We start from the raw sequence: 12,523 nt of genomic DNA, 5'->3' as shown, positions 1-12,523 counted from the left end.
CCCCCTGGGGGGCAGCGAACCACACGAAGTGGGGAGCGTGGGGGCGGAGGTGCTGTCATGAAATACATCGACGAATTTCGCGACGGCGAGCTCGCCCGCCAGATCGGCGCCCGCATCGCTGCCGAAGCGCACCCGGACCGCCGCTACAGCTTCATGGAGTTCTGCGGCGGCCACACACACGCCATCAGCCGCTACGGCGTGCTGGAGCTGCTGCCGCCCAATGTGCGCATGATCCACGGACCGGGCTGCCCGGTCTGCGTGCTGCCCATCGGCCGCATCGACCTCGCGATCCGCCTCGCGCTGGAGCGTGGCGCCATCGTCTGCACCTACGGCGACACCATGCGCGTGCCGGCCAGTGACAGTCTCTCGCTCATCAGGGCCAAGGCGCGCGGCGGCGACATCCGCATGGTCTATTCCGCGGCCGACGCCATGGTCATCGCACGCGCGAACCCGCAGCGCGAGGTGGTGTTCTTCGCCATCGGTTTCGAGACCACCACGCCGCCCACGGCGCTGGCCATCCGCGACGCGGCGCGCGAGGGCCTGGCCAATTTCAGCGTGTTGTGCTGCCACGTGCTCACGCCCTCGGCCATCACCCACATCCTCGAATCGCCCGAGGTGCGCCAGCTCGGCACCGTGCCCATCGACGGCTTCATCGGCCCGGCGCACGTGAGCATCGTCATCGGCTCCGCGCCCTACGAGCACTTCGCCGAGGAGTACCGCAAGCCGGTGGTGATCGCCGGCTTCGAGCCGCTGGACGTGATGCAGGCGATCCTGATGCTGGTGCGCCAGGTCAACGAAGGCCGCGCCCATGTGGAAAACGAGTTCACCCGCGCCGTCACGCCCGAGGGCAACCTCAAGGCCCAGGCCCTGGTGTCCGAGGTGTTCGAGCTGCGACCCAGCTTCGAGTGGCGCGGCCTGGGCGAGGTGCCCTACAGCGCGCTCAAGATCCGCGAGGCCTTCGCCGCCTTCGACGCCGAGCGCCGTTTCGACCTGAGCTACACGCCCGTGGCCGACAACAAGGCCTGCGAGTGCGGCGCCATCCTGCGCGGCGTGAAGAAGCCGACCGACTGCAAGATCTTCGGCACCGTCTGCACGCCCGAGAACCCGGTCGGCTCGTGCATGGTGTCGAGCGAAGGCGCCTGTGCCGCGCACTACACCTACGGCCGTTTCCGCGACATTCCCATCGTCGCGGCCACCGCCACCGAAGAGGTCACCCCATGAGAACCGACATCGAGCAACCCGCCGGCGGCGAAGCGCCCGCGCCCCGGCCGGTGAAGAAGGCCTACATCCGGCCGCTGGACATCAAGCACGGCCGCATCGACATGGGCCACGGCGCGGGCGGCAAGGCCGCGGCGCAGCTGATCGAGGAGCTGTTCCTCGCGGCCTTCGACAATGAGTTCCTGCGCCAGGGCGACGACGGCGCGGTGCTGGCGCTGCCGGCCTTCGACCCGGCGCAGGGTCGCCTCGTGATGGCGACCGACGGCCACGTGATCTCGCCGCTGTTTTTCCCGGGCGGCGACATCGGCTGCCTCTCGGTGCACGGCACGGTGAACGACGTCGCGATGTCGGGCGCGAAGCCGCTGTACCTGAGCGCGAGCTTCATCATCGAAGAAGGCTTCCCGCTGATCGACCTGCAGCGCATCGTGAAGAGCATGGCCGCCGCGTCGCGCGAGGCCGGTGTGCCCGTGGTCACCGGCGACACCAAGGTGGTGGAGCAGGGCAAGGGCGACGGTGTGTTCATCAGCACCACCGGCGTCGGCGTGCTGCCACCGGGCGTTTCGATCAGCGGACGCAACGCGCGCCCGGGCGACGTGGTGCTGCTCTCCGGCAGCATCGGCGACCACGGCGTGGCCGTGCTCTCGCAGCGCGAATCGCTGGCCTTCGAGACCACGATCGAGAGTGACACCGCCGCGCTGCATACCCTGGTCGCCGCCATGCTCGCGGCCGCTCCGGGCGCCGTGCGCGTGCTGCGCGACCCCACGCGCGGCGGCCTTGCCACCACGCTCAACGAGGTGGCGCGCCAGTCGGGCGTGGGCATGCTGCTGCAGGAGGCCGCCATTCCCGTGAAGCCGCAGGTGGACGCGGCCTGCGAGCTGCTGGGCCTGGACCCGCTGTATGTCGCCAACGAAGGCAAGTTGATCGCGGTGGTGGCGCCCGAGTTCGCCGACGCGGTGCTCGCCGCGATGCGCGCGCACCCGCTGGGGCAGGACGCGGCGTGCATCGGCGAGGTCACCACCGACCCGCACCACTTCGTGCAGATGGCCACGCGCTTCGGCGGAAGGCGGGTGGTGGACTGGTTGAGTGGGGAACAGTTGCCAAGGATCTGTTGATCCCCGTGCACTGTTGACCCCCCCGCGCCGCCTTCGGCGTCACCCCCCAGGGGGCGACACCAGCCGTCCGGCAAAGCCGGCCCGGCGGTGTCCTGGGTGGGGCGCTGCACGCGCTCCGGAACGGGGGCATGTTGGTCGTTGTTTTCGCCAGCCCATAACAAAAGAGACGAGGAGACGGGCATGTCGAGTCAGGTGTTTCGGAAGACCGAAAGCGGCAAGGCCGAAATCGCCCGGCGGCAGGCGGGGCTGTCGCCCGCCACGCGCACGGTGCTGATCATGGTCAATGGCAGCGATTCGGTGAACGCGCTGGCGGCGCGTGGCCTGCCGCAGCTGCAAGGGCATCTGGAAACGTTACTGGCGCAGGGGCTGATCGAGCCGGTGGTGGCGCGTGCTCCGCCTGTCGCTGCGCCGTCACCACCTGCCGTGGCGCAGCCGCCGCTGGCCGCCTCGGCCCCGACCTCCGTGCCGGCGCAGGCGGCGACCGCCGGCCCCGGCCTCGACGTGCTGCGCCGCCAGGCCGTGGCCTATCTGGGCCACCATTTCGGACCCGACACACCGCTGGTGGCGCAGGCTCTGCTGGCCGCGCCCACGGTCGCCGAGTTCAACGCCGCGCTGGACGGCATCGAGTCCAAACTCGCCATCTACCTGGGGCGCAAGCAGGCTGCGCGCGAGCTGCAGGCGTTGCGCCCCGCCATCTGACCACCCGATGAATCCCTTGCGCATCCTCCTGCTCTGCCACAGCTTCAACAGCCTCACCCAGCGGCTCTTTGCCGAGCTGCGCGCGGCGGGCCACACCCTGAGCGTGGAGCTCGACATCGCCGACAGCGTGACCGAAGAGGCGGTGGCCCTGTTCCGGCCCGACCTGGTGCTGGCGCCTTTCCTCAAGCGCCGCATCCCGGCCACGGTCTGGTCGCGCGTCACCTGTCTTGTGGTGCACCCCGGCCCGCCGGGCGACCAGGGGCCGTCGGCGCTGGACTGGGCGGTCTGGCGCGGCGAGCCGCACTGGGGTGTGACGGTGCTGCAGGCCAACGGCGAGTTCGATGCCGGCCCGGTCTGGGCCCATGCCTCGTTTGACATGCGCCCGGCCACCAAAGGCAGCCTGTACCGGCGCGAGGTCACGCAGGCCGCGCTGCAGGCCACGCTGGCCGCCGTGCAACGCTTCGCTGGTGGCGAGCGCGAAGCACCACCGCTCCGATTCGCCGCCGGGCCGCCCCAAGGCGAATCAGCCCCCTCGGGGGGCAGCGACCCGCGAAGCGGCGGAGCGTGGGGGCATGGATGGCAACCGCTGCTGCGCCAGAGCGAACGTGCGATCGATTGGGCTGCCGACAGCACCGCCACCGTGCTCGCCAAACTCCGCAGCGGCGACGGCCAGCCCGGTGTGCTCGACGCGCTCTGGGGCCAGCCCTGTTACCTGGGTGATGCGCACCCGGCCAGCGTCGCCACCATGGCCGAATTCAGCGACGGCGAACCCGGCGCCTTGCTGGCCGTGCGCGACGGCGCGCTGCTGCGCCGCACGGTGGACGGCGGCGTCTGGATCGGCCAGGCCCGGCGCGTCGATCCGCCAGACACGGACCCGGCACACCGCAGTTTCAAGCGGGTGGCGGCCGATGTGTTTGCGACGGAGGCGGCGGGTCTGCCGCAGCGCCCGGCGCCGCTGAAACGACCAGACGATGAATGGGGCGAGCTGCGCTACACCGAACACGGCCCCGAGGGCGCGCGCGTGGGCTGCCTCAGCTTCGACTTCTACAACGGCGCCATGTCCGCCGCGCGCTGCGAGCGCCTGCGCGCCGCGCTGCTGCAGGTGCGCGAGCGCGACACGCAGGTACTGCTCCTGCTGGGCGGCGAGGGCTTCTTCAGCAACGGCATCGACCTCAACAGCATCGAGGCCGCGGCCCACCTTCCGGGCGACAGCGCGGCCGACGCCTCGTGGCGCAACATCCAGGCCATGAACGACGTGGCGCTCGGTGTGCTGCAGACCACCGACCGGCTCACGGTCAGCGTGCTGCGCGGCAACGCGGGCGCGGGCGGTGCTTTTCTTGCACTGGCGGCCGACCAGGTGTGGGCGCACGGCAGCGTGGTGCTCAATCCGCACTACAAGAACATGGGCAACCTCTACGGCTCCGAGTACTGGACCTACCTGTTGCCGCGCCGCCTGGGCGAGGCCGGCGCGAAAGACCTGATGGGCCAGCGCCTGCCCCTGCTGGCGGCCGAAGCGCTGCGGATCGGCCTGATCGACCACAGCGATGAAGGACCGCGCGAGGGCCTGGAAGAACGTTGTCTGGAGCGCGCGCTGGCCCTGGCCGCCTCCTACAATCACAGCGAGGCGTTGGCCGCCAAACAGGCCCGGCGCGCGCAGGACGAAGCCCGTCGTCCGTTGGCCCTTTACCGCGAACAGGAACTGGCGCGCATGCACCGCAACTTCTACGGCTTCGATCCCAGCTACCACGTGGCGCGTCACCATTTCGTGCACAAGCAGCCGCACGCCTGGACCCCGAGGCACCTCGCGGTGCACCGGCTGTGACGTCACCCCTCATTTCCGAAGCCCTGCCCACCGTGCTCGTGGTGGACGACGAGGTGCGTTCGCAGGATGCGATGCGGCGCACGCTGGACGAGGACTTCACCGTGTTCACCGCCAGCAGCGCCGAAGAGGCGCGCGGCCTGTTGCTGCGGCAACCGGTGAGCGTGATCCTGTGCGACCAGCGCATGCCAGGGATGACGGGCGTGACCTTCCTGAAAGAGGTGCGCGAGCAGTGGCCGGAGACCGTGCGCATCGTCATCTCGGGCTACACCGACTCAGAAGACATCATCGCCGGCATCAACGAAGCCGGCATCTACCAGTACATCCTCAAGCCCTGGGCGCCCGACCACCTGCTCGACTCGGTGCGCAACGCGGTGGAAGCGCAGACGCTGCAGCGCCAGACCAGCCGGCTCGACCTGGAGCTGCGCACCAGCAACCGCGTGCTGCGCCAGCGCACGGCCACGCAGATGGCACAGGCGCGCAGCAGCTTCGGCTTTGACCGCATCGTGCGCGCACCGGGCAGCCCGCTGGACCTCGTCTGCGCCATGGCCGAGCGCACCGCGCGCTACGACATCCCGGTGCTGGTGCTGGGCGAATCGGGCACCGGCAAGGAGCTGCTGGCGCGCGCCATCCATTACGCCTCGCCCCGGCTCACCGCCCCGTTCGTGGTGGAGAACTGCGCCGCGATTCCCGACTCGCTGCTCGAATCCGAACTCTTTGGTCACAAGCGCGGCGCCTTCACCGGCGCGTACGAAGACCACCCCGGCCTGTTCCAGCGTGCCAGCGGCGGCACCGTGTTTCTGGACGAGATCGGCGAGACCTCGCCGGCGTTTCAGGTCAAGCTGCTGCGCGTGTTGCAGGAGGGTGAAGTGCGGCCGGTGGGCGGCGCGCGCCCGGTGCCGGTGGACGTGCGCGTGATCGCCGCCACCCACCGCCAGCTGGAGCAGCGCGTGCGCGACGGGCTGTTCCGCGAAGACCTGTACTACCGCATCGCCGGCATCACCATCACGATGCCACCGCTGCGCGAGCGTGTGGCCGACATCCCGCCCATCGCGCACCAGCTGGTGCTGGACGTGGCCGCCGAACTCGGGCACCCGGGCGCGACCCTGCCCGATGAAGCCCTGGCCTGCCTCGTGGCCTATCCGTGGCCGGGCAACATCCGCGAGCTGCGCAACGAGATCGCGCGCGCACTGGCGCTGCACGACGGCACCCGGCTGGACGCCGCCGCCTTTTCCAGCCGCGTGCTGCAGGGCCGCGCGTCGGGTTCGGCCGACGACCTCACCGCCGCCATTCCGCAAAGCGGCACACTGGGCGAACGGCTGGACGTGATCGAGGCCATGCTGCTGCGCGAAACCCTGCTGCGCCACCGCTGGAACAAGACCCGGGCGGCGCAGGAACTCGGCTTGTCGCGTGTGGGTTTGCGTAGCAAGATGCAACGTTTCGGATTGGACAAACCTTGAACCCCCACACTCCACCGCTGCGCGGGTCGCTGCCCCAGGACGGGGATGGGCCCCGGTCCATGCCGGGGCCGGGGGCTGATCCGGCATGGGGCGGCCCGGCGCCGGAGTCCATGAGCCCCCACGCTCCACCGCTGCGCGGGTCGCTGCCCCCCGAGGGGGCTGATCCGGCTTGGGGCGGCCCGGCGCCGGATCGCATGAGCCCCGACCACCACGCGCGCGTCGACGCGGTGCTGGCCCGCTGGGGCCACGACCCGCACGCGCTCGTGCAGGTGCTGCGCGAGACGCAGGCGTCGACCCACTGGCTGCCGCGCGCCCTGCTGACGCACATCGCGCAGGCCTTGCACCTGCCGCTGGCCCAGGTCGAAGGCGTGGCCACGTTCTACCGCTTCTTCCACACGCGCCCCGTGGGTCGTCTGCGGGTGCTGTTCTCCGACAACATCACCGACCGCATGCTGGGCAGCGAGGCCCTGCTGGCCCGGCTCTGCGAGAGCCTCGGCGTGGCGCCGGGCGAGGTCGATGCCCAGGGCCGGTTCAGCGTGGACCGGGCGTCCTGCACCGGCCTGTGCGACCAGGGACCGGCGCTGCTGATCAACCACCACCAGGTCATCACCCGCCTCGACGCCGCGCGGGTGGATGCGCTCGCCGCGCTCATGCTGGACGAGGTGCCGGTGGACGACTGGCCTGCCGACTGGTTCCGCGTGGACAACACCGTACACCGCGCCGATGTGCTGCTGAGCGGGTTGCCGGCGGATGCGCCGACCTTGCCCGCCGTGCTCGTGCGCGAGCCGCAAGCCCTGATCGACGAGTTGGCCCGCGCCGGTCTGCGCGGGCGTGGCGGCGCGGGCTTCCCGACCGCGCGCAAATGGCAGGCCTGCAGGGACGCCGATGCCAGCGGCCCGCAGCGCTGCGTGGTCTGCAACGCCGACGAGGGCGAGCCCGGCACTTTCAAGGACCGCCTGCTGCTCAGCGATCACGCCGATGCGGTGTTCGATGGCATGACCATCGCCGCGCGCGCCATCGGTGCGCAGCAGGGCTGGCTCTACCTGCGAGGCGAATACCGCTACCTGCTGCCGCATCTGCAAGCCGTGCTGGAGCGCCGCCGCGCCAACGGCCTGCTGGGCGCCAACGCCACCGGCCTGGCCGGGTTTCACTTCGACATCGGCATCCACCTCGGTGCCGGGGCCTATGTGTGCGGCGAGGAGTCGGCGCTGATCGAATCGCTGGAAGGCAAACGCGGCACGCCACGCATCCGCCCACCCTTTCCGGTGGAACGCGGTTACCTCGGTCGCCCCACCGTGGTCAACAACGTCGAAACCTTCTGTGCCGTGGCCCACATCGCTCGGCGGGGCGGCGCCTGGTGGGCCGCCATCGGCACGGGCGCGTCCACCGGCACCAAGATCCACTCGGTCTCGGGCGACTGCGAGCGCCCCGGCCTGTACGAATACCCGCTGGGCACGCCGATCGCACGCATCCTGGCCGACTGCGGCGCCCAGGGTGCCCAGGCGGTGCAGGTGGGTGGCCCTTCGGGCACCTGCGTGCCCGCGTCGGCCTTCGACCGGACCATCGCCTTCGACGACGTGCCCAGCGCCGGCGCCTTCATGGTCTTCAACGCCACGCGCGACCTGTTCGAGGTGGCGCACCACTTTGCCCGCTTTTTTGCGCACGAAAGCTGCGGCCTCTGCACGCCCTGCCGCGTGGGCACCGAGCTGGTGGTGCGGCGGCTGGACAAGCTCGCCCTGGCCCGCGGCGCCGGTCGCGGCTCGGCCTTCGACCTGCAACGCCTGCACGAGCTCGACACCCTGCTGCACAGCGGCACACACTGTGGTCTCGGGGTCTCGGCCTGCAACCCGTTGCGCGACACCCTGGCGCACTTCGGGCAGGTCTACGCGTCGCGCACGACCACAGCGCAGTTCGAGCCCGAGTTCGATCTCGATGCCGAGCTTTCGGCCGCGCGGCGCGTGACCGGGCGCACCGACCCGGGTGCGCACCTTTCCAACGAGCACCTGGCATGAACACTTTCCAGTTCGACGGTCAGCCCGTCCCACTGCAACCCGGCGACACCATCCTGCAGGCCGCGCAGCGCGCCGGACACGAAGTGCCCCACCTGTGCTGGCACCCCGACGTGTCGGCCAGCGCTTCGTGCCGGGTCTGCACGGTGCACCTGGACGGTCGGCCCGTGGCCGCCTGCACCACCGCCGCGGCCGCCGGGCAGCGCGTGGATTGCCACACCACCGACCTGCGCGCGCAGCGGCTGCGCCTGCTGCAGATGCTCTTCGTCGAGGGCAACCACTTCTGCCCCGGCTGCGAAAAAAGCGGCCATTGCCTGCTGCAACATCAGGCCGAACGCGCCGGCATGACCGACCTGCATTACGAGACCCTCAACCCCGAGCGACCGGTCGACGCCAGCCACCCAGACGTGTTGTTCGAGCCCAACCGCTGCATCCTCTGTCAGCTCTGCGTGCGCGCCAGCGACGAACTCGATGGCAAACAGGTCTTCGCCATTGGCGGCCATGGCATTGGCGCACACCTGCTGATCAACAGCGCCAGCGGCCGGCTCGGTGACAGCACGCTCACCGTGACCGACCGCGCCGCCCACATCTGCCCGGTGGGCGCGTTGCTGCCCAAACGGGTGGGGTTTGCGGTGCCCATTGGTCAGCGGACCTTCGACGACACGGAGACACGCGGATGAGTGCCAAGAATCCCGCTCCCGCCAAGCTGCGCGTGGCCACGGTCTCGCTGGCCGGCTGCTTCGGTTGCCACATGTCCTTTCTCGACATCGACGAGCGCTTGTTCGACCTGATCGAGCACATCACCTTCGACCGCTCGCCGCTGACAGACATCAAGACCGTGGGCCCATGCGACATCGGCCTGATCGAAGGCGGTCTGTGCAACGCGGAGAACGTCGAGGTGCTGCGCGCCTTCCGCGCCAACTGCCGGGTGCTGGTGGCGGTGGGTGCCTGCGCCATCACCGGGGGCCTGCCGGCCTGGCGCAACCACCTGGATGTGGGGGACATTCTGCGTAAGGTGTACGGCACCGTGCCCGACGACCCCGAACTTCCGCTGCCGCTCAACCGGGTGCACCCCGTCCACGAGGTGGTGCGCATCGACCACTCGCTGCCCGGCTGTCCGCCACCGGCCGACGCGTTCTGGCAACTGCTGCAGGACCTGATGGCCGGGCGCGATCCCGTGCTGAACAAGGGGCTGATCCGCTATGACTGAACCCGCCCGCTCTCTCGAAACCGCCGCCGACCCCCAGGGCCTGCGTCGCATCGTGATCGATCCGGTCTCGCGCGTGGAAGGCCACGGCAAGGTCACGCTGCTGCTCGGCGACGACAACCGCGTGCAGCAGGTGCGGCTGCACATCGTCGAGTTCCGCGGCTTCGAGCAGTTCATTGTCGGCCGGCCCTACTGGGAGGTGCCGGTGATGGTGCAGCGCCTGTGCGGCATCTGCCCGGTCTCGCACCACCTGGCCGCCTCCAAGGCGCTGGACCGCGTGGTCGGCGGCTGGCCCGTGCCCGAAGCCGCCGACAAGATCCGCCGCCTGATGCATTACGGGCAGATCGTGCAGAGTCACGCGTTGCACTTCTTCCACCTGTCCTCTCCCGACCTGCTGTTCGGCTTCGATGCCGACGTTGCTCAGCGCAACATCGTCGGGGTCGCAATGGCGCACCCGGAGGCCGCACGCCAGGGCGTGATGCTGCGCAAGTTCGGCCAGGAATGCATCCGCATCACCGCTGGCAAGCGGGTGCACGGCACCGGCTCGGTGCCTGGTGGCATGAACCGGGCGGTGGATGTGGCCGAACGCGATGTGCTGCGCGCGCAACTGCCCCAGGTGCTGGCCTGGGCCGAGGCGGCGGTCGATCTGGCCGAGCGCCTGCACACCGGCTTGCCTCAGCACCTCGTCGGTTTCGCCGACACCCCGGCGGCCATGATGTCGCTGGTCGGTCCGGGCGGCGCGATGGCGTTCTACGATGGCAGCCTGCGCATGCGCGAGGCCGACGGCCGCATCGCGGTCGACGGTTTCGAAGACCAGCGCTACCGCGAGCTGATCGGCGAGGGCGTCAAGCCCTGGACCTACATGAAGTTCCCCTACCGCCTGGCCCTGGGGCCCGACGCCGGCTGGTACCGCGTCGGTCCGCTGGCACGCGTGCAGAACTGCGACTTCATCCCCACGCCCCGCGCCGAAGCGCGGCGCCAGGCCTTCGTGGCCGCGCACGGTGGCCGGCCGGTGCACGCGGTGCTGGCCACCCACTGGGCGCGCATGATCGAGATGCTGCACGGCGTGGAAGTGGTGGCGCAATTGCTGGACGACCCGGCCATCCTCGGCGGCCCGCTGCTCGCCTCCGGCGAGCGCCAGCGCAGTGGCGTGGGCATCATCGAAGCGCCGCGCGGGACCCTGATCCACGAGTACGCCGTGGGCGACGACGACCTCGTCACGAGTTGCAACCTGATCGTCTCGACCACCCACAACAACCAGGCCATGAACGAGGCGGTGCGTTCGGTCGCGCTGCGCTACCTCGACGGCCAGACCATCACCGAGCCGCTGCTCAACCACATCGAGGTCGCCATCCGCGCCTACGACCCCTGCCTGTCGTGTGCCACGCATGCGCTGGGCCAGATGCCGCTGGCGGTGACGCTGCGCGACGCGCGCGGCGAGGTGCTCGACCACGTGCACCGCTCGTCCCGCGGCGACACCGTGCGCGGCACCCGGCCGCATTCGGCGGAGGTGGCGCAATGACTGCCAAGGTGGCGCCGCTGCTGGTGTTCGGCTGGGGCAACCCGGGCCGTGGCGACGACGCGCTCGGCCCGCTGCTGGTCGAACAGCTGGCCGACCGGGCGCGGTCGCAGCTGCCGGCGGGGCGGATCGAATGCCTCACCGACTTCCAGCTGCAGGTCGAGCACGCGCTGGACCTCGTGGGCCGCGAACGCGTGCTGTTTGTGGACGCCGCCGTCGGCCTGCAGACCCCGTTTGCGGTCAGCACCGTGGTGCCCGCGCCGGTCGCCGGCTTCACCACCCACGCGCTGGCGCCCGAGGCGCTGCTGCAGATCTACCGCGATCTGGAACGCGCCGAGCCGCCAGCCTGCACGCTGCTCGCCATCCGCGCGCAGCATTTCGAGCTCGGTGAAGCGCCGGGTGAACAGGCGCTGGCCGATCTGGCCTTGGCCCTGGCCTGGGCGATGGCGTGGGCCGGGCTGACCGAGGAGATCCCCGCATGAATGTGCTCTGGCTTCAAAGCGGCGGCTGCGGTGGTTGCAGCATGTCGCTGCTGTGCGCCGACACCACCGATTTCCAGGGCCACCTGCGCGATGCCGGTGTGAACCTGTTGTGGCATCCCTCGCTCTCGATGGCGAGTGGCGAAGAGGTGATCGCGCTGCTGCACTCGGTGCTCGACGGCGGCACCCGGCTCGACGCGCTGTGCGTCGAAGGTTCCTTGCTGCGCGGCCCGAACGGCAGCGGGCGTTTCCACATGCTGGCCGGCACCGGCCTGCCCATGATCCACTGGGTGCGCGAGCTCGCGGCCAAGGCGCGCCACGTGCTGGCGGTGGGCAGCTGCGCAGCCTGGGGCGGCATCACGGCGGGCGGTGACAACCCCACCGACGCCTGTGGCCTGCAATACGAAGATGACCGCATCGGTGGCCTGCTCGGCGCGGATTTCCGATCGGGCAGTGACCTGCCGGTGATCAACATCGCAGGCTGTCCGACGCACCCGAGCTGGGTGATCGACACGCTCATGGCGCTGGCCGCCGAGGGCTTCGCGGCCGACGACCTCGACCCGCTGAACCGCCCGCGTTTCTACGCCGACCAGCTGGTGCACCACGGCTGCACCCGCAACGAGTACTACGAGTTCAAGGCCAGTGCCGAAAAGCCCTCCGACCTGGGCTGCATGATGGAGCACATGGGCTGCAAAGGCACGCAGGTGCACGCCGACTGCAACACCCGGCTGTGGAACGGCGAGGGCAGCTGCACGCGCGGCGGCTACGCCTGCATCGCCTGCACCGAACCCGGCTTCCAGGAGCCCGGCCACCCGTTCCACGAAACGCCCAAGCTCGCCGGCATCCCGATCGGTCTGCCCACCGACATGCCCAAAGCCTGGTTCGTGGCCCTGGCTTCCTTGTCCAAGAGCGCCACGCCCAAGCGGGTGAAGAACAACGCGGTGGCGGATCACCTCGTGGTGAAACCTGCCGTTCGCAAGACACGCTTGAAATGAGCACGC

General features: G+C 70.2%; 11 protein-coding genes. All 11 read left to right on the top strand.

Annotated elements, in window-relative coordinates:
- The first annotated feature begins 57 nt into the window (after positions 1-57).
- The 11 genes from hypD (at position 58) to ACN5W5_RS15475 (ending at position 12,517) form a co-directional block, all read left to right on the top strand.
- The gene (hypD, locus tag ACN5W5_RS15525) at positions 58-1,221 is read left to right on the top strand and encodes a hydrogenase formation protein HypD (protein ID WP_420049399.1); all 1,164 of its coding nucleotides are present in this window, start codon (positions 58-60) and stop codon (positions 1,219-1,221) included.
- Complete coding sequence (gene hypE / locus ACN5W5_RS15520; RefSeq protein ID WP_420049398.1) at positions 1,218-2,330, top strand: hydrogenase expression/formation protein HypE; 1,113 nt, start codon at positions 1,218-1,220, stop codon at positions 2,328-2,330. The genes hypD and hypE overlap by 4 nt, the downstream gene beginning before the upstream one ends.
- 180 nt (positions 2,331-2,510) lie before the next feature.
- The gene (locus tag ACN5W5_RS15515; RefSeq protein WP_420049397.1) at positions 2,511-3,029 is read left to right on the top strand and encodes a hypothetical protein; all 519 of its coding nucleotides are present in this window, start codon (positions 2,511-2,513) and stop codon (positions 3,027-3,029) included.
- Between the two features lie 7 nt (positions 3,030-3,036).
- On the top strand, positions 3,037-4,851 hold the full coding sequence (locus tag ACN5W5_RS15510) for an enoyl-CoA hydratase-related protein (RefSeq protein ID WP_420049396.1): 1,815 nt from the start codon (positions 3,037-3,039) through the stop codon (positions 4,849-4,851).
- A complete protein-coding gene (locus tag ACN5W5_RS15505) occupies positions 4,848-6,308 on the top strand; it encodes a sigma-54-dependent transcriptional regulator (RefSeq protein ID WP_420049395.1) in 1,461 nt (486 codons plus the stop codon). Before ACN5W5_RS15510 ends, ACN5W5_RS15505 begins: the two co-directional genes overlap by 4 nt.
- Before the next feature lie 194 nt (positions 6,309-6,502).
- Positions 6,503-8,320, top strand: coding sequence for an NAD(P)H-dependent oxidoreductase subunit E (locus tag ACN5W5_RS15500; protein WP_420049394.1), 1,818 nt, complete (start codon positions 6,503-6,505; stop codon positions 8,318-8,320).
- Positions 8,317-8,997, top strand: a complete 681-nt coding sequence (locus ACN5W5_RS15495; RefSeq protein ID WP_420049393.1) for a 2Fe-2S iron-sulfur cluster-binding protein — start codon at positions 8,317-8,319, stop codon at positions 8,995-8,997. The genes ACN5W5_RS15500 and ACN5W5_RS15495 overlap by 4 nt, the downstream gene beginning before the upstream one ends.
- Positions 8,994-9,527, top strand: a complete 534-nt coding sequence (locus tag ACN5W5_RS15490) for an NADP oxidoreductase (RefSeq protein ID WP_420049392.1) — start codon at positions 8,994-8,996, stop codon at positions 9,525-9,527. Before ACN5W5_RS15495 ends, ACN5W5_RS15490 begins: the two co-directional genes overlap by 4 nt.
- Positions 9,520-11,046, top strand: a complete 1,527-nt coding sequence (locus tag ACN5W5_RS15485; RefSeq protein ID WP_420049391.1) for a Ni/Fe hydrogenase subunit alpha — start codon at positions 9,520-9,522, stop codon at positions 11,044-11,046. Before ACN5W5_RS15490 ends, ACN5W5_RS15485 begins: the two co-directional genes overlap by 8 nt.
- Positions 11,043-11,525 (top strand): hydrogenase maturation protease, encoded by a 483-nt coding sequence (locus ACN5W5_RS15480; protein WP_420049390.1) that lies wholly within the window; start codon positions 11,043-11,045, stop codon positions 11,523-11,525. Before ACN5W5_RS15485 ends, ACN5W5_RS15480 begins: the two co-directional genes overlap by 4 nt.
- A complete protein-coding gene (locus tag ACN5W5_RS15475) occupies positions 11,522-12,517 on the top strand; it encodes a HupU protein (protein WP_420049389.1) in 996 nt (331 codons plus the stop codon). The genes ACN5W5_RS15480 and ACN5W5_RS15475 overlap by 4 nt, the downstream gene beginning before the upstream one ends.
- Positions 12,518-12,523 lie beyond the last annotated feature (6 nt).

The organism is Hydrogenophaga sp. ZJX-1, from assembly GCF_048590325.1.
In the GTDB taxonomy this organism is placed as follows: domain Bacteria; phylum Pseudomonadota; class Gammaproteobacteria; order Burkholderiales; family Burkholderiaceae_C; genus Hydrogenophaga.
The sequence above is the reverse complement of the archived record's forward strand: the minus strand, read 5'-3'. Positions and strand labels throughout refer to the sequence as shown.

Coding starts and splice junctions, on each gene's coding strand:
- hypD (WP_420049399.1), top strand. CDS start 58: ATGAAATACATCGACGAATTTCGCGACGGCGAGCTCGCCCGCCAGATC.
- hypE (WP_420049398.1), top strand. CDS start 1,218: ATGAGAACCGACATCGAGCAACCCGCCGGCGGCGAAGCGCCCGCGCCC.
- ACN5W5_RS15515 (WP_420049397.1), top strand. CDS start 2,511: ATGTCGAGTCAGGTGTTTCGGAAGACCGAAAGCGGCAAGGCCGAAATC.
- ACN5W5_RS15510 (WP_420049396.1), top strand. CDS start 3,037: ATGAATCCCTTGCGCATCCTCCTGCTCTGCCACAGCTTCAACAGCCTC.
- ACN5W5_RS15500 (WP_420049394.1), top strand. CDS start 6,503: ATGAGCCCCGACCACCACGCGCGCGTCGACGCGGTGCTGGCCCGCTGG.
- ACN5W5_RS15495 (WP_420049393.1), top strand. CDS start 8,317: ATGAACACTTTCCAGTTCGACGGTCAGCCCGTCCCACTGCAACCCGGC.
- ACN5W5_RS15490 (WP_420049392.1), top strand. CDS start 8,994: ATGAGTGCCAAGAATCCCGCTCCCGCCAAGCTGCGCGTGGCCACGGTC.
- ACN5W5_RS15485 (WP_420049391.1), top strand. CDS start 9,520: ATGACTGAACCCGCCCGCTCTCTCGAAACCGCCGCCGACCCCCAGGGC.
- ACN5W5_RS15480 (WP_420049390.1), top strand. CDS start 11,043: ATGACTGCCAAGGTGGCGCCGCTGCTGGTGTTCGGCTGGGGCAACCCG.
- ACN5W5_RS15475 (WP_420049389.1), top strand. CDS start 11,522: ATGAATGTGCTCTGGCTTCAAAGCGGCGGCTGCGGTGGTTGCAGCATG.